This window comes from Streptomyces sp. NPDC048420 (assembly GCF_040651535.1).
Taxonomy (GTDB): domain Bacteria; phylum Actinomycetota; class Actinomycetes; order Streptomycetales; family Streptomycetaceae; genus Streptomyces.
Genome location: NZ_JBEZKG010000024.1, coordinates 93,154 through 109,183 on the forward strand (window position 1 = coordinate 93,154; position 16,030 = coordinate 109,183).

Sequence of the window (16,030 nt, forward strand, 5' to 3'; positions counted from 1 at the left end):
TGACGGGTGCCCTTTTCGCGGGCATCCACCGGCGGTCCGCCGTGTGTCCTCTGCGAGTGCGCAGGCCCCTGGCCTAGCCCTTGAGCTCCGCCGCCACCAGCTCCGCGATCTGGACCGCGTTCAGCGCAGCCCCCTTGCGGAGGTTGTCGTTGGAGATGAACAGGGCGAGGCCGTGCTCCACCGTCTCGTCGCGGCGGATGCGGCCGACGAAGGAGGCGTCCTGGCCGGCGGCCTGGAGGGGGGTCGGGATGTCCGAGAGGGTGACGCCGGGGGCGCCCGCCAGGAGCTCCGTCGCGCGCTCCGGGGAGATCGGGCGGGCGAAGCGGGCGTTGACCTGAAGGGAGTGGCCGGAGAAGACCGGGACGCGTACGCAGGTGCCGGAGACCTTCAGCTCGGGGAGCTCCAGGATCTTGCGGGACTCGTTGCGGAGCTTCTGCTCCTCGTCGGTCTCGTTGAGGCCGTCCTCGACGAGGTTGCCGGCGAAGGGCAGGACGTTGAAGGCGATGGGCCGCTTGTAGACCTGCGGCTCGGGGAAGTCGACCGCACTGCCGTCGTGGGTGAGCTTGTCCGCGTCGGCGGCGACCTTCTGCACCTGGCCGTGCAACTCCGCCACGCCCGCGAGGCCCGACCCGGACACCGCCTGGTAGGTGGTGGCGATCAGCGTCTCGAGGCCCGCCTCCGCGTCCAGCACCTTCAGGACCGGCATCGCGGCCATCGTGGTGCAGTTCGGGTTGGCGATGATCCCCTTCGGCCGGTCCGCGATGGCGTGCGGGTTCACCTCGGAGACGACCAGCGGGACCTGGGGGTCCTTGCGCCAGGCGGAGGAGTTGTCGATCACGACCGCGCCCTGCGAGGCGACCTTCTCGGCCAGCGCCTTCGAGGTCGAGCCGCCCGCGGAGAACAGCACGATGTCCAGGCCGGAGTAGTCGGCGGTCGCCGCGTCCTCCACCGTGACGCCGTCCAGGACCGACCCCGCCGAGCGCGCGGAGGCGAACAGGCGCAGCTCCGTGACCGGGAAGTTCCGCTCCTTGAGGATTCCGCGCATGACCGTGCCGACCTGTCCGGTGGCTCCGACGATTCCGACCCTCACGGTGACTCCCTCACGTGTTCCTGTGTGTCTGCGGCGTTTCCATCATGCGGCCGACCCGGGTCCGCCTGTCCAATTCTTTGCGCTCCATGCCCGAGGAATGGACTGCTGGACGGTGTGACGTACACCTCTGAACGAATTTCCCCGCGATCCGCCGAACGTTTCCGTGCGCTGCGGCGTCGTAGAGGAAACGCGGTGAGGGGGGTGGCTTGTGCTGCGCAGAAGGGCGCGCCGGGTCCAGCAGGACGACGATCCTCTGGACGCGGCACAGGAACGCCGGGTGCGAGCGGTGCTCGCGCTCGGCGGGGTGCCGCAGGCGGACCTGCCGGACGGGGTGCAGCAGGTCCGCCTGCGGTTGCTGGAGCGGGAGGCGAAGGGGTACGAGGCACCACGGGACGTGTCCGCGTGGGCCGCCGTCGTCGCCTCCAACCTCGCCATGGACTGGCACCGGGCCAAGAAGCGCCAGGAGCGGCTGGGGGAGCGCCTGGCCTCCCTGCGCCAGCACGAACACCCCTCCGGGGAGGACACCAGCGTGCTCTCCCTCGCCGTCGCCCAGGGCCTGGACGAGTTGCCCGACCAGCAGCGCCAGGTCCTCGTGCTGCGGTTCTTCGCCGATCTGCCGGTGCGCTCGATCGCCCAGGAGCTGGGCGTCCCGGAGGGCACGGTCAAGAGCCGCCTGCACACGGCGGTCCGGGCCCTGCGCGCCCGCCTGCACGAGGACGAGGTGGTGTGACATGACCGCGGAGCACGACGGTCTCGATGCCTTGATGGCCGCCATCACCGACGAACCGCTGCCCAAGAGCGCCGCCGCCGACCCGGCCTTCCGCGCCGAGCACCGCGCGGCCCGGGCCGATGTCGCCCTCCTGCGCGAGCAGCTGCGGATCATCGGCGAGAACCTGACGGAGGTCCCACCGGCCGCGAAACCCGTTCCCCTACGACCCACCCGCACCCGGCGCCACGCCCGGACCTTCGCCTTCGGCACCCTTGCGGTGGCCGCCGTCGCAAGTACCGTCACGGGCCTCGGCTGGCTCCTCGGGCACAGCGGTGCGGACAACCTGACTTCGGCGGACTCGGGCGCCTCCAAGGCGGAGTCAGGCGTCCGCTTCGGCAGCCCGGCCTACCTGGCCTGCGCCACCACGGTCGCCGAGGGCGAGGTCACCGTGGTCAAGGAGCTCCCCGCCACCGGTGAACTCCAGGTCACCGTGCAGGTGAGCCGCTACTTCAAACAGACCCGGGACCTCGGCCGCCTCACCTACGTGATCGGTGAGTACGACCTCCCCGAACCCCTCACCACGGGCACCCACGTCCTGTTCGGCGTGTCCGAGGGCTCCCCGAGCCCCGACCACTGGGCCGTCGGGGAGAAGGAGGTCGCCCGGGAGCGGGCCTGGGTCACCGCCTCGCTGCCCGAGTCGCGCACGCTGTCCTGCTGAGGCACGAGAAAGGGCGGGCGCCCTCACGGACGCCCGCCCCTTTTCGCCGTACGGAGAAGTGTTACGGCGTGACCTTCTCGATCTTCACGTTGCCGACGCCCGCGACCGTGCCGCGCGCGTTGACGAGGTTGACCTGGCCGAAGAACTCACGGCCCTCCGGAGCGGCCGCCAGGGCGGTGACGCTGCCGGAGACGGTCGTCGAGGCGCCCGTGGCGAGCTTGACCGGCGCGTCGGAGACGGTGACGGTGCCCAGGGTGCTGGAGAAGAAGACGTCCTGGTAGTCGTACGCCGTGGAGCCGGCCGGGACGGAGTAGCCCACGACCTCGATGGTGTACGTGCCGGCGGCCGGGTTGGCCACCGAGACGGCCTCCTCCGAGTCACCGTCGGCGGACTGGCCGACCACGGCGCCCGCGGCGTTGTAGACCGTCAGGTCGAGGTCGGCGGAGACGTCGGAGACGTTGCCGATGGCGACGTCCAGCGACTTGGCGCCCGCGGGCACCTCGACCGTGGTGGTCTCGGTGGCGCCGTCGGCGATGGTCGGGCGGGCCGTCTTGGACGAGCCGAGCGGGCCGCCGACCAGCTTGCCGTCGATCGCGGCGAGCGTGTTGGTCACCTTCCAGGAGGCGGTGGCCGGGGTGCCGACCTTGGCCTCGGGGACGGTCACGGTCTCCGGGTCGAAGACCGCGCCGTAGACGGCGACGTCCAGCTTGTACGGGTTGTCGAGCAGCGGCGAGGTGCGGCGCGACTCGACCTCGATCTCCCAGACACCGGCCTGCGGGTCGACGTAGGAGCGGGCATCGGGCTTGCAGCCGTTGCCGTCGAGGTAGTTGTTGTAGCAGTTCGGCGTGCTGGTGGTGTCGACCGGGACGCCGAAGGGGTGGATGGCGATGAAGCGGGTCTGGCTCTTGTCCTTCAGCCCGCCGATCGCGACCTCCAGGGACTTGGCGCCCTCGGGGACGGTCACGAAGTACGACTGCGTGCTGTTGCGCTGCACGGTGTTCGACGCGGTGTACGTGTACTTCACCGGCGCCGAGACGACGACCGTGGTCATGATCTGCTTGTCGACGCCCTCGGTCCTCGGGTCGTCGAGCTCCAGGATCGCGCTCTTGAGGCCCGCGGACCTCGGCTGGGCCTGGACCTTGACGGTCACCGGCTGGTTCAGCGGGAGCGTGACCTCGCCCTTGCCGATGATCCTGAAGGTGTCACCGGCGTTGTTCTCGAAGTGCAGCTCGTGGCGGATCGCCTTGGCCGTGCCGGACGTACGGGTCACGGTGACGTCGTACGTCTTCTTCTGGCCGGCCTTCAGGCCGCCCTCACGGTCGTAGACGCCGGTGCCGAAGCCCGGGGTCTTCAGGAGCTGGTCGATCGCGGTGTCGACCGGGGCCTTCACGCTGTACTCGTGGGCGGTGGCGCCGTCCTTGATGGCGTCCCAGGCGTCCACGATGTCGATGAGGCCCGCGCCCTCCTCGTACGCCTGCACACCCTTGATGTGGTCGGCGGTCGAGGTCAGGGCGGTGCGCAGGGTGGCCGGCGTCAGCGCGATGTGCTTCTGCTTGGCGGCCGAGATCAGCAGCGCGGACGCGCCCGCGGCCTGCGGGGAGGCCATCGAGGTGCCCTGGAGCATCGAGTAGCCGGCCGGCAGCGAGTAGCCCGACTCGGCGACCGGGGAGCCCGGCAGCCAGGTCTGCGTGGTGTTGATGGCAGCACCCGGGGCGGACAGGGTCGGCGTGAAGCCGCCGTCCTCACGCGGACCGCGCGAGGAGAACGGCATCATGGCGTACTTCTTCTCCACGGCCGAGCCGTAGTTGGCGGCCCAGGTCGCCTTGGAGATGGTCGCGCCGACCGAGATGACCTTGTCGGCCAGACCGGGGTCGCCGATGGTGTTCGCGCCGGGGCCGGAGTTGCCCGCGGAGATCACCAGCTGGACGCCGTACGTGTCGATGAGGCGCGTGTAGAGCTCGGAGCGCGCGTTGTTGCCGTCGTTGACCGTGGGCAGGCCGCCGATCGACATGTTGACGATGTCGACGCCGCGGTTGACGACGAGGTCGATCATGCCCTCGGTCAGCGCCACGTTGGTGCAGCCGCCGGTCCAGGTGCAGGCGCGGGAGGAGACGAGCTTCGCGCCCGGGGCCGCGCCGTTCATCTTCCCGCCGAACAGGCCGTTGGCGGCGGTGATGCCGGCGACGTGCGTGCCGTGCTCGGACTCGATGACGCCGATGTTGACGAAGTCGCGCTTCTGGCCGACCCAGTCGCCGCCGTAGGGGTCCATCGGGACGTCCTTGCGGATCTCCACGACGAACGGCTGGCGCTCCACGACATCGGTGGACGGGTCGTCGGTGCCGAAGTACCCGATCTGGAAGCCGTCCTTGTACGGCTTCATCGGGGTGTCGTCGCCGAAGTCGCGGTTGTTGTTCAGGTCGACGCGGACCGTGCCGGCGGCGGCGTCGTAGAGCACGCCCCAGCTGTCGGTGGTGTCCCCGTCGCGGTTCGCGTCGCCCTTGGCGTCGCCGCCCGTGGTCGCGGACTCGCGGAACAGGTTGACCTGGTACGACCCGGCGGGCGCCGTCCAGGTCTGGCCGCCGAAGGTGAAGCTCGGGCCGGACACCGAGGTGGTCATCGCGCGCCAGGTGGCGTCGCCGTCGGTGATCGGGTCGGTCGCCGTCACCCAGTCGACGATCTTCCGCTCACCGGTGGTGGTCTTCTGCAGCGCCGGGTGGCCGAGGTCCACACCGGAGTCGAGGATGCCGATGGTGACCCCGCGGCCGTCCGCCTTCGGGTGGTCCTGCACGAAGTCGACGGCGCCGGTCTCGAAGGACGGGTTGTACGGGTTCTCGGCGGGGGTCTTCGCGTTCGGCGCCGGGTAGGTCGTCGTGGCCTTGTTCGCGGCGCCCTCGGCGGTGTCGGCGCTCGGCGTCGGGTCGTCCAGCGGGATGTCCTGCTTGACGTCGATGCCGTGCACGGAGGTGAGCTTCGCGGCGGCGGCGATGGCCGAGTCCGCCTTGCCGGTGGGGACGGTGGCCCGGACGTAGCCGAGCTTGTCGTAGGTCTGGCCCACCGAGCCGCCCTTGACCGCGTCCAGCAGGTCGCCGACCTGCTCGGTCTTGCCGGGCGCGGTGGCGACCATCAGCGTGATGCTCTTGTCGCCGTCGGCCTTGGCCTCGGCGAGCGCGTCGGCGTCGTCCGAACCGAGCTTCTCGTCGGCGGACTTCAGCCCCGGGTCGGCGGTCGCGGGCGCGTCGTCCGCGGCGGCGGAGAAGGCCATGGGTATCGGACCCGCCGCGGAGAGTGCGGCGACCAGACCGGCGGCCACGGCTATGCGCGCCACACGTCTAGCGCCCGATATCGGAGCGCGCTGGGGGGTGAGGGTCATCGGCATCCCTTGTAGGTAAAGGAACGTGCAGGCAGGTGTGACCGGGGCCGATCGGCCCTGACCACGGTGATCCGGAAGAAGACCCCGGATGACCGCACAGCTTTACGCATGGGAAGGATGTTTAGGGAGAGTTGACCGAATCGATATGGGTGTATGGGGAAAACCCGCGATGCCCTTTGGGGACATCGGCGAAGAACCGTGAGGTAGCGGACAGTTCGCCTCAGATGTCCTTGGTGCGCGCGTAATGCCGGGATGCCTTCGCGCGGTTGCCGCAGGTCGCCATCGAGCACCAGCGCCGGGTGCCGTTCCTCGACGTGTCGAAGAAGTGCAGCACACACGACTCGTGGGCGCACGACCGGATCCGGTCCGGCGCGGTGGTGAGCAGCTCCAGGTAGTTGCGGGCGGCGAGCCAGGCGGGGCCCCAGACGGGATCGCTCAACTCGGGCAGCTCGACGGGCCCTTGGGGAGTGAGCGAGATCCGGACGCGCCCGTGTCCGAGCACGGCGTCGACGAGGGCCGCCCCCTCCTGCGGTGACCCGTCCACCGCGGTGCGCAGTGCCTCCCGGGCCTCGAGGACGTGGCGCAGCATCCGGCGGTCGGGTGCGTGGTCGCCGCCGAGTCCGGCCGAGTCGAGCCACACCGCGAGCCCGTCGACATCGGCGAGGAGGTCCTGGAGGCTCCCCTCCCTCATCCACCGCGTGTTGAGCAGGTCGAGCGCGAGGGGCTCGCCGGTGAGCGGGCGGGGGTCGGGGGTGGCGGGCATGCGGGGGGCTCCTTTCCGTACTAACCGCTCAATCGTACGTGAGTGGTTGCACCCACTGCCTCTAACTCTTAAAGTCGCTGACAAGGGTTAAGTAAGCCGAAGGGGACAGCCATGACCTTGCGCACCGGCCACATCGGCCTGAACGTCACCGACCTCGACCGTTCGCTCGCCTTCTACCGGGACGTCCTCGGCTTCGCGCCGCTCGCCGAGGGCAAGGAGGAGGGCCGCCGCTACGCCTTCCTCGGCGACGGCGAGCACCTCGCCCTCACCCTCTGGCAGCAGGCCGAGCAGCCCTACGGCACCGACCGCGCGGGCCTGCACCACCTCGCCCTGGAGGCGGACTCGGTCGAGCGGGTCAGGGAGTACGAGGAGGCGCTGCGGACGTACGGGGTCGACTTCGCGTACGAAGGGGTCGTCGCCCACGGTGAGGGCGCGGGGTCCGGCGGGATCTTCTTCCACGACCCCGACGGCACCCGCCTGGAGATCTCCGTGCCGAGCGGCGCCGAGGACGCTCCGGCACCCTCCGGTACGGCTCCGACCTGCGGGTTCTTCTAGTCATGGGAGCCGTGGAGATCTATCACGCGGGCTCACGTGCCGTGCAGGACCGGGTCGGGGTGCGCGAGCATGCCGACCACGTGGGCCGCTCGGTCGGCCGGGGCATCAGGGAGGTCGCCGCGACCTTCCTGGAGCTCCAGCCGCTGCTGGTCGCCGGTGCCGCGGACCCCTCGACGGGCCGGGTGTGGGCCTCCCCGCTCACCGGGGCGCCGGGCTTCGTCCGGGCGACGGGCCCGCACCGCATCTCCGTCACGGGCGGCCTGCTGCCGACCGACCCCCTCGCGACGGCGTTCGCCACCCCCGGTACCCCCGTCGGCACCATCGCCCTCGACCCCCGCACCCGCCGCCGGATGCGCCTCAACGGCCGACTCGCGCCCACGGCACGGGGGTTCGCGGTGGAGGCCGACCAGGTGTTCTCGAACTGCCCCAAGTACCTGCAGAAAAGGGAGTCGTACGAGCTCGTGACGGACCGCCGACCGGGCCTCGCGCGCCACGGCGGCGAACTCACCCCCGAACAGGCCGCGTTCGTCGCCGCGGCCGACACCTTCTTCCTGGCCACCCGGCACGAGGGCGGTGCCGACGTCAGTCACCGGGGCGGCGACCCCGGCTTCGTGCGCATCGACTCGCCGGGCGAGCTCAGCTGGCGCGACTACCCGGGCAACTCGATGTTCCTGACCCTCGGCAACCTCGCCACGGACCCCCGGGCCGGTCTGCTGTTCCTGGACTGGACGACCGGCACCGCACTGCAACTGACCGGCGAGGCACACACCGAGTACGCCCCGGACCGCCGCGTCCGCTTCACCGTGAGAGAGACCCTGGAGACCCCCTCGGCACTCCCGCTGCGCTGGTCCGCGCCCGAATACTCACCGGCCAATCCGGACCCCGCAGACTAACTTGCCCGTATGCGCAAGAAGTTGAGGGTGGCGGCCTACGCCATATGCGTCCGCGACGGGCAGGTCCTTCTCGCCCGCTGGCTCGATGACGGGAAGCCGAAGTGGACACTGCCCGGCGGAGGCATGGAGCACGGGGAGGACCCCGGCGACACAGTGCTGCGGGAGGTCGAGGAGGAGACGGGCTACCACGTCGAGGTCACCGGCCTGCTCGGGGTGCGATCGGTGCGCTTCCCGTCCCGGCGCCGCTTCGGCCGCACGCTCGACCAGCACCACGTGGGACTCGTGTACGAGGCCCGGGTCACCGGAGGCGAACTGCGTTTCGAGGTCGGCGGCTCCACGGACATGGCGCAGTGGCACGACCTGGACGCGGTACCCGCCCTGACCCGGGTGCCCCTGGTCGACGACGGACTGCGACTGTGGCGGGAACGCCCGGCGACCGGACAGCCCGGGGGATAGGTGTCGTACCCCGGAAGATGAACAGGGAGTGACCGCCCCCCGGCCGTTCGACGAGCGCTCGCGAACGCGCCGGGTGGCCGAAGATCCACGTACGGTGATCGGCGTTGCGCGTTGCGGTCTCGTTCACGCGCAGGTCATCCCCAGTGCCAAGCATCCAGAGCGAGCGGGTTGTTCGCGAACGCGATCACCCCGCGACCACTGCCGACGCAGTTCGCACTCGGGGAGATCGCGCCATGTCGCGCATACGCTCTGTCGCCAGCGACACGCTGGGGGTCCACCGCCGTACCGTCCTCGCCGCCGCGGGCGCGGCCGCCGTCTCCGCGGGCGTCGGCTACGCCCTGCGGCCCACCGACAGCCAGGCCGCGACCACCACCGGCACCGGAGCCGCCGAGGCGCCGGTGGCCCAGTCCGTCCACAAGGCCGCCGCCCCGGCCGCGGCCCCGCTCGCCCCGTACACCCGCGGCACCACCCTCGCGTCCGTCGCCGGCGCGCGCACCGGCTCCGGCTACCGGCGCCTCGGCGACGGCCCCGGCTGGAGCCGCAAGGTGCGCTCCGAACTCGCCGCCCCGAAGTCCGGGCGGGCCGGCCGGCGGACCGCGCTGGCCGCGTTCGTGCAGCTCACCGACCTGCACCTGATGGACAGCCAGCACCCGATCCGCCTGGAGTGCCTGCGCTCCATCGACGTGCACGCCTGGCGGCCCCAGGAAGCGCTGACCGTGCCCGGCGCGATCTCCCTCGTCGAGCGGATCAACGCGCTGCGCGGCGCCCCCGTCACCGGCGCCCCGCTCCAGTTCGCCATGACCACCGGCGACAACACGGACAACAACTCGCGCACCGAGCTCGACTGGTTCCTCACCGTCATGAGCGGCGGCCGCATCAGCCCCAACTCGGGAGACCCGCGCCACTACGAGGGCGTCCAGAACAGCGGCCTCAAGCAGTACTGGCAGCCCGACTCCACCACCCGCGACACCGACAAGCAGCTCGGCTTCCCGCACCTCCAGGGCTATCTGGCCGCCGCCATCCGCGAGGTGAACAGCCCCGGCCTGAACATCCCCTGGTACTCCACGGTCGGCAACCACGACAGCCTGCCACTCGGCTGCTACGGCCACGGCGACTCCTGGCTCGCCGAGTACGCCGTCGGCGGCAAGAAGCTGATGTCGCTGCCCGCGTCCGAGGGCAAGAAGCTCCAGAACCTGATCAGGAAGGCCGGCGACCCCCAGGGCCACGCCTTCCGCGACCTCCTCAAGGCGCACGCCCGCAGCATGCGCTCGGTCACCCCCGACGAGCGGCGCGCCCCCTACACCGCCCGCGACTACCTCACGGCCCACCTCGACCCCGCGCACCGCGGCGTCGGCCCGGTCGGCCACGGCTACTCCACCGCCAACCTCGACGCGGGCACCCAGTACTACAGCTTCCGCATCGCCGACGACGTCGTGGGCATCAGCCTCGACACCACCGACCCGGGCGGCCACTACCAGGGGTCCATCGGCACCAAGCAGCTGCGGTGGCTGGACCGGACGCTGCGGGAGAACAAGGACTCCTACGTCGTCGTCTTCAGCCACCACACCAGCGACTCGATGGACAACACCCGCCCCGACCCGGCCCACCCCGGCGAGCGCCGGCACAACGGCCAGGAGGTCGTCGCCCTCCTCGCCAGTCACAGCAACGTCCTCGCCTGGGTCAACGGTCACATCCACCGCAACGTGATCACCGCCCACTCGGCCCCCGACGGCCGCTCCTTCTGGGAGATCTCCACCGCCTCCCACATCGACTTCCCGCACCTCGCCCGGGTCATCGAGCTGGTCGACAACAAGGACGGCACGATCTCGATCTTCACCACCCTGGTCGAGTCCGCCGCCCCCCACCGCACCGACTTCACCGACCTCTCCCAGACCGGCCTCGCCGCCCTCTACCGCGAACTGGCCTACAACGCCCCCGGTGCCAACACCACACTGGGCGGCGCCTCGGCGGACCGGAACACGGAGCTGGTCCTCAAGAAGGGGTCAACTGCCCGGGACTAAGGTCTCGGGCTTGCACAACGGGCACCACTGGCGGTGGTGCGTAGTTTGCGTCCAGCCCTGGCCCGGGTTGTCCGGGGTGGGGCAGAGGCCGTTGATGGGGCCCGCGTCGCCACAACTCCCACGCTCTGGCGCGGATGTTGCGGGAGCTGTTGCGGTCTGCGTGATCAACGAATCCGCAGCTCCGGCACGCGAACCAGGCCTGGGAGACCCGGTTCGCCTTGTCGATGTGGCCGCACTCGGCGCAGGTACGGGAGGTGTACGCCGGATCGACGTACACCACCGGCACCCCCGCCCGGCGGGCCTTGTAGGCGATGAACTGCTCCAGCTGGGCAAAGGACCAGCTGGAGTGGGTGGCCCGTTGGGGCTTTCGAAGCCGTACCCGCTCGCGGATGCCCGTCAGGTCTTCCAGGGCGATACCACGACCGGTGCGTTCAGCCTCGGCCACCACATGTTTCGCGATCTTGTGGTTGATGTCCTTGGCCCGCCGCGCTTCCTTGCGCCGCCGCTTCTTCAGTCGGCGCTTGGATGACGGGGTGTTTTTCCTCTGCAGCTTGGCGCGCAGGCCGCGCTCGCGGGTGCGGATCCGGTTGAGTTCGCGTCTGGCCAGGATCTCGCCGTCCGAGGTAGTGGCGATGTTGACGATGCCCAGGTCGACGCCAAGAAAGTCCACCGGATTAGCATTCGGCTCGGCTTCGGGGACTTCGCAGGTGGCGTAGAGGAACCACATGCCGTCCCGCTCCAGCAGGTCGGACTCGCCCTTGCGGAACAGGGCCAGCGTGGCCAACTGCTCCGCAGAGGCGGTGAACGGCACATTCTTGGCTCGCCCGCCGGTGGTCCAGATCGACACCGTCCGGTCCGGGATCTGCCAGGACAGCATCCGGTCGTCGTAGGGCTGCGCACCCTGCGGGCGGAAGACGATGGGCTTCTCCGGGTCGTGTCCCTCTTCGTGGTGTAAGCGACCTTGCTCGACGAGTTCCGGTAACCGCGCGTCGGCCACGCCATGGGACATGGCTCCCGGGTCGCGCAGCGGCTGACCTGCCGTCAGCGCCATGCGCGGCCCCGAACCGCACCGATGCAGCGATGACCTGCGGATTCCGGCGCCTTGATCCGCTACACCACCTGGCGGCAACGCCACCCTTCTCCGTGGCCCGGCGGCAACGCTTGGAATCGGGCTTACCTAAGTTTCCGGCCTTCAGGTTCGCCTGCAGCGTGGCATACGCGTCACAGGTCTTCTTGATCACATGCTGGGCAGCCTGCGCGCCCAGCATCCAGCGCGACTTGACGACGTCGTAGGTGCGCCTGCGCAGGGGGAAGTTCTTGAACTCCCCGCACTCGAAGGCGACCTCGCTCACCCATGTGGCAGCCGAGTTGCAGGCGTGCAGAGTCGCTTCGAGTGCCGCCGCCTGCTCGGGCGTCGGAAGCAACCTGACCTGCACCACGATCTTCACAATCGCCGAACGTACACAGCGGCACGAGACACCACCACACGTTCGAGATCGATCACCCGATCGGGCGACGAGCACTCCTGTGTCGTCGGAACGCCCGAGGCTCCTCGCAAGAATTAGCTGAAACCGGCCCAACCGGCCGGACCGGCCTCAACCTTCCCCTCCCGGCGCGGGTCTCTCCCGCCGATCACGCTCGCCGAGCGTGCCGGAACAGGGGGAAGAGATGACCGTACGTACGACTGTGGTGGTGGCGACGACGGCCGTGGCGCTCACGGCCGGCTTCGCCGCCCCGGCGATGGCGGCCGGGACCGACACCCACGAGGGCACCCGGCAGGCCGTCCGCGCCGCGGTGAAGGACGGCGTCCCGGGCGTGACGCTGACGGCGAAGGACGGCCGGCGCACCTGGTCCACCACCGCCGGGGTCGGCAACCTGAAGACGCACGCGCCGCGTTCGGCGGACGACCGTTACCGCGTCGGCTCCATCACCAAGACCTTCGTCTCCACCGTGCTGCTCCAACTGGAGGCACAGGGACGGCTGTCGCTCGACGACAAGGTGGAGAAGTGGCTGCCCGGAGTCGTCCACGGCAACGGCCACGACGGCAGCCGGATCACACTCCGCCAGCTCCTCAACCACACGAGCGGGATCTTCAACTACACCGCCGACGAGACGTTCGGCCGCACCTACTTCCTCAAGGACGGCTTCCTCCGGCACCGTTACGACACGAAGACGCCCGAGCAGCTCGTCGCGGTCGCCATGACCCACAAACCGGACTTCGCGCCGGGCGCGTCCTGGAACTACTCCAACACCAACTACGTCCTGGCCGGCATGGTGATCGAGAAGGCCACCGGGCGGCCGTACGGCGAGGAGATCCGCCGTCGCGTCATCGACCCGCTGCACCTGACCGGCACCTCGGTCCCGGGCACCCGTGTCACCGTCCCGCAGCCCAGCAGCCGGGCCTACTCCAAGCTCGCACGGACGGCGACGGGACCGACGTACGACGTCACGAAGCTGAACCCCTCGATCGCCTCCTCCGCGGGCGAGATGATCTCCGACTCGGCCGACCTGAACCGCTTCTACACGGCCCTGCTGAAGGGCAGGCTGCTCCCGCCGAAGCAGCTCAAGGAGATGAAGACCACGGTGACCGTCGAGGGCATCCCGAACGCCGGCTACGGCCTCGGTCTCCTCGACCGCGAGCTCAGCTGCGGGGTGCACGTCTGGGGCCACGACGGCGGCATCCACGGCTCGAACTCCGTGGCCGTGACCACGGCCGACGGCAGGCACTCCCTGGCCTTCAACTTCAACGGCGACTGGTCGGGGGACACCGACGCGGTGGTCGAGGCGGAGTTCTGCGGCGGGTAGTCGCGCCGACTCGGATCCGAAGCGCGCAGTTCATCCGGACGTAATGTCCGTACCGCCTCATATCGGCTAACCCGCACTTCACGGGGATGGCTCGATTTTGGTGCAAGGCGGGTGGTCATGTGCGTACGGGACGCGAGCTGCGGGTGCTGTCGGTCTACGAGGGTTTCTTCTCCGGTGGGGCCCGGATCGTGCACAGCGACATCGTGCTGGGCCTCACCGAGGGCGGCCAGCACCACCAGGTGCTGAGCCTGTACGGCGAGGTCCACCGGGAGGCGACCCGGCAGCGGATGGAGGACGACACCTGCTACCGGGCGCTCACCGCGGCCGGCGTGGGCGTCACGTCCCTCGGGCGCACCTTCCGGAGCACCGGCGTTTCGGCCGACTTCACCGGCCCGGAGCTGGCCGAAACAGCGCGGGCGACGGCAGGTGCGGACGTCATCCTCTCCCTCAAGGAACAGCCGCTGGGGCTGCTCAACCAGGCGGGCCTGCCGCGCCGCCCGGTCGTGGTCTGTCTGCACCGCTCCGACCCGGAGAACCAGGGCACCGCCCTCGACGAGCTGAAGGCCGCCATCGCCGACGGCACGGTCGTCGCCTGCGTCTGCTGCGCCGAGTCGACGAGGGCCGCCTACCAGGCCGCCGGGATCCCCTCCGACCTGCTCCACGTGATCCCCAACGGCGTCGACCTCTTCCGTTTCCGCCCCGACGCGGTCCGCCGCCGCGCGGTCCGCACGGAACTGGGCATCGACCCCGCGGCCCCCGTGGTCGTCTTCGCCGCCCGCTACGACGGCATGAAGAACGTCCCCCTGCTCCTCGCCGCCGCCCGCGCCTGGCTCGACCGGGTCCCGGACGGGCAGGTGCTGATGTGCGGGGCGGGCATGACCGCCGCGAACCCCGGGCTCACCGCGGACATCGCGACGGCGTTCCAGGGGGCCGGGGCCCTGGCGGAGCGGGGGCTGCGCCTCCTCGGCGTCCGCCGCGACATGGAGATGCTCTACGCGGCCTCCGACGTGGTCGCCCTCACCTCGGCCTGGGGCGAGGCGGCCCCGCTGTGCCTGATCGAGGGCATGATGTGCGGCGCGGTCCCGGTGGCGACCGACGTCGGCGACAGCGCGGCGATCGTGGCGGGCCACGGCCTGATCACGCCCCCCGACCCGGAGGCGATCGCCACGGCCTGGTCGGATGCGGCGGCGGCACGCGACGACCTCGCCCCGGCCCTCGCGGGGAGCCGCGAACGCTTCAGCCGTACGAGGATGATCGCGTCGTACGCGGCCCTGCTGGACCGCGCCGCCACGAGTACCACCAGCCCGGCGCTGCCGGAGCCGTTCTAGAACCCGCGCGCGACGAGGAGGGGCCCCCGGCTCCCCAGTGCCGACGGCCCCTCCTCTCCCCTCCTGATCCCGCCCCGGTCCGTCACTACCGGGGCAGCACCACGACATAGGCGGCGGGATCTCGGTCGCCGGAGGCCATCAGGGCCGTGCGGACGACCGTCGCCTGCTGTTCCATCGCGTCCCGGAGCTTGCGCGGGGTGATGTGGACGACCGTGATGCCGAGCCGCTCCAGGTGCTCGCGCTTACGGGCGTACTCGGACCACAACGCGTCGTCGTCCTGCCGATGGCCTTGGCGCGGTGCCCGGGTGTCCAGCTCGACCGCGACCGCCTGCTCGGGCCAGTACGCGTCCAGGCCGCCCAGGTGCGGGCCGCCCGGGAGACGGAGGTCGACGTTCCACACCGGGTCCGGGAGGCCGTACTCCTCGACCATCCGGTACAGCCGGTCCTCCGCGATCGCGCGGCCCTCGGCGAGCAGGGAGTCCACCGCGTCCACCACGTGCGGGCGGCTCAGCAGCTTGGCGTTGTTCAACTCCCGGACGACCGCGGCCGGTTCGCAGTGCCCGCCGCGTACCGCCTCCGTCAGCAGCCGGCGTACCGCGCCCGCGTCCGTCAGTTCGGTGACCGCGTCGGCGAGGGCCCGCGGGACCGGGGCCACCGGGAGGCCGGTGACCTGCTCGGGCGCGGGGAGCGACGAGGTGCGCACCACGCGGGCGGTGCCCGTCGAGCGCAGCCGGCGCAGCCGTGGGACCAGGACGTCGATCCGGTCCAGGGAGAGCAGGGGAGGGGTGGAGCTGAAGCCGTGCAGGGTCAGCGCCGCGAGGCCTGTGATCATCGCCTCCGCGTACACCGGGCGGTGCGGTTCCTCGGCGCCCAACTGCGTCGGGACCCCGGTGCCGCGCTCCCGTGCCGCGTACATCAGCACCGCGTGCAGCCGCTCCTCGCTGGTCGGCGGGCCCGGGTGGAGCAGGAAGACCCCCGGGAGGATCTGCTGCCAGGGGCCGCCGGCCCTGCACTGCTCGTTCGCCTCGGCGGCCGAGACGCCCTGCGTACGGAGCTGCGCGGCCGTCATGACACGGCGGTGCACCTCGGAGAGGTGGTGCAGGGGGCGGGGGGAGAGCGGGGGGACCGGGGTGTTGTGGTTCATGCAGCGGAGATTCCCGCACCCGGTGCGCCCGCTAACCGCTGTTACACGCTCGTCGACAAATACGGACAAGGCAGTACTAAAGGACGGGTGTTCGGGTGCCGAGTGAGGAGCGAAAACCCCTGGTCCATTCGGGGTGGACCAGGGGTTACGGCTGCTATGGAACGTATTTCGTAACGGT

13 protein-coding genes are annotated in these 16,030 nt (G+C 70.6%); 8 read left to right on the forward strand and 5 right to left on the reverse strand.

What is annotated here, in order from left to right; all coding sequences use genetic code 11:
* Positions 1-73: 73 nt before the first annotated feature.
* Positions 74-1,090 (reverse strand): aspartate-semialdehyde dehydrogenase, encoded by a 1,017-nt coding sequence (locus AB0D34_RS36485; RefSeq protein ID WP_362669688.1) that lies wholly within the window; start codon positions 1,088-1,090, stop codon positions 74-76.
* A gap of 208 nt (positions 1,091-1,298) precedes the next feature.
* Between AB0D34_RS36485 and AB0D34_RS36490 the strand changes: the two genes are divergently transcribed.
* Together AB0D34_RS36490 and AB0D34_RS36495 are read left to right on the forward strand one after the other, a co-directional pair.
* A complete protein-coding gene (locus tag AB0D34_RS36490; protein ID WP_362669691.1) occupies positions 1,299-1,820 on the forward strand; it encodes a sigma-70 family RNA polymerase sigma factor in 522 nt (173 codons plus the stop codon).
* Position 1,821: 1 nt separating this feature from the next.
* The gene (locus AB0D34_RS36495) at positions 1,822-2,517 is read left to right on the forward strand and encodes a hypothetical protein (protein WP_362669693.1); all 696 of its coding nucleotides are present in this window, start codon (positions 1,822-1,824) and stop codon (positions 2,515-2,517) included.
* Positions 2,518-2,578: 61 nt separating this feature from the next.
* On the opposite strand, the gene AB0D34_RS36500 is transcribed toward AB0D34_RS36495, so the two are convergent.
* Positions 2,579-5,887 carry a S8 family serine peptidase gene (locus AB0D34_RS36500; protein ID WP_362669696.1) on the reverse strand — a complete coding sequence of 1,103 codons (3,309 nt, stop codon included), beginning with the start codon at positions 5,885-5,887 and terminating at the stop codon, positions 2,579-2,581.
* 220 nt (positions 5,888-6,107) lie between these two features.
* Positions 6,108-6,650, reverse strand: coding sequence for a CGNR zinc finger domain-containing protein (locus tag AB0D34_RS36505; RefSeq protein ID WP_362669699.1), 543 nt, complete (start codon positions 6,648-6,650; stop codon positions 6,108-6,110).
* 111 nt (positions 6,651-6,761) lie between these two features.
* On the opposite strand from AB0D34_RS36505, the gene AB0D34_RS36510 reads away from it, so the two are divergent.
* The 4 genes from AB0D34_RS36510 (at position 6,762) to AB0D34_RS36525 (ending at position 10,575) form a co-directional block, all read left to right on the forward strand.
* Complete coding sequence (locus AB0D34_RS36510; protein ID WP_362669702.1) at positions 6,762-7,205, forward strand: VOC family protein; 444 nt, start codon at positions 6,762-6,764, stop codon at positions 7,203-7,205.
* Between the two features lie 11 nt (positions 7,206-7,216).
* Entirely contained in the window at positions 7,217-8,098 is an 882-nt protein-coding gene (locus AB0D34_RS36515; protein ID WP_362669705.1) for a pyridoxamine 5'-phosphate oxidase family protein, read from the forward strand.
* 9 nt (positions 8,099-8,107) lie between these two features.
* Entirely contained in the window at positions 8,108-8,554 is a 447-nt protein-coding gene (locus AB0D34_RS36520) for an NUDIX hydrolase (protein WP_362669707.1), read from the forward strand.
* Positions 8,555-8,787: 233 nt separating this feature from the next.
* Positions 8,788-10,575, forward strand: a complete 1,788-nt coding sequence (locus AB0D34_RS36525) for a TIGR03767 family metallophosphoesterase (protein ID WP_362669710.1) — start codon at positions 8,788-8,790, stop codon at positions 10,573-10,575.
* On the opposite strand, the gene AB0D34_RS36530 is transcribed toward AB0D34_RS36525, so the two are convergent.
* Complete coding sequence (locus AB0D34_RS36530; protein WP_362669712.1) at positions 10,547-11,626, reverse strand: transposase; 1,080 nt, start codon at positions 11,624-11,626, stop codon at positions 10,547-10,549. The genes AB0D34_RS36525 and AB0D34_RS36530 overlap by 29 nt on opposite strands.
* Positions 11,627-12,243: 617 nt before the next feature.
* Between AB0D34_RS36530 and AB0D34_RS36535 the strand changes: the two genes are divergently transcribed.
* Both AB0D34_RS36535 and AB0D34_RS36540 read left to right on the forward strand, forming a co-directional pair.
* Positions 12,244-13,380, forward strand: a complete 1,137-nt coding sequence (locus AB0D34_RS36535; RefSeq protein ID WP_362669714.1) for a serine hydrolase domain-containing protein — start codon at positions 12,244-12,246, stop codon at positions 13,378-13,380.
* A gap of 143 nt (positions 13,381-13,523) precedes the next feature.
* The gene (locus AB0D34_RS36540; protein ID WP_362669788.1) at positions 13,524-14,708 is read left to right on the forward strand and encodes a glycosyltransferase; all 1,185 of its coding nucleotides are present in this window, start codon (positions 13,524-13,526) and stop codon (positions 14,706-14,708) included.
* Between the two features lie 85 nt (positions 14,709-14,793).
* Here AB0D34_RS36540 and AB0D34_RS36545 read toward each other — a convergent pair whose 3' ends face one another.
* Positions 14,794-15,852 (reverse strand): hypothetical protein, encoded by a 1,059-nt coding sequence (locus AB0D34_RS36545; RefSeq protein ID WP_362669717.1) that lies wholly within the window; start codon positions 15,850-15,852, stop codon positions 14,794-14,796.
* Positions 15,853-16,030: the final 178 nt, after the last annotated feature.

Coding starts and splice junctions, on each gene's coding strand:
- AB0D34_RS36525 (WP_362669710.1), top strand. CDS start 8,788: ATGTCGCGCATACGCTCTGTCGCCAGCGACACGCTGGGGGTCCACCGC.
- AB0D34_RS36500 (WP_362669696.1), bottom strand. CDS start 5,887: ATGACCCTCACCCCCCAGCGCGCTCCGATATCGGGCGCTAGACGTGTG.
- AB0D34_RS36545 (WP_362669717.1), bottom strand. CDS start 15,852: ATGAACCACAACACCCCGGTCCCCCCGCTCTCCCCCCGCCCCCTGCAC.
- AB0D34_RS36530 (WP_362669712.1), bottom strand. CDS start 11,626: ATGGCGCTGACGGCAGGTCAGCCGCTGCGCGACCCGGGAGCCATGTCC.
- AB0D34_RS36505 (WP_362669699.1), bottom strand. CDS start 6,650: ATGCCCGCCACCCCCGACCCCCGCCCGCTCACCGGCGAGCCCCTCGCG.
- AB0D34_RS36535 (WP_362669714.1), top strand. CDS start 12,244: ATGACCGTACGTACGACTGTGGTGGTGGCGACGACGGCCGTGGCGCTC.
- AB0D34_RS36520 (WP_362669707.1), top strand. CDS start 8,108: ATGCGCAAGAAGTTGAGGGTGGCGGCCTACGCCATATGCGTCCGCGAC.
- AB0D34_RS36495 (WP_362669693.1), top strand. CDS start 1,822: ATGACCGCGGAGCACGACGGTCTCGATGCCTTGATGGCCGCCATCACC.
- AB0D34_RS36510 (WP_362669702.1), top strand. CDS start 6,762: ATGACCTTGCGCACCGGCCACATCGGCCTGAACGTCACCGACCTCGAC.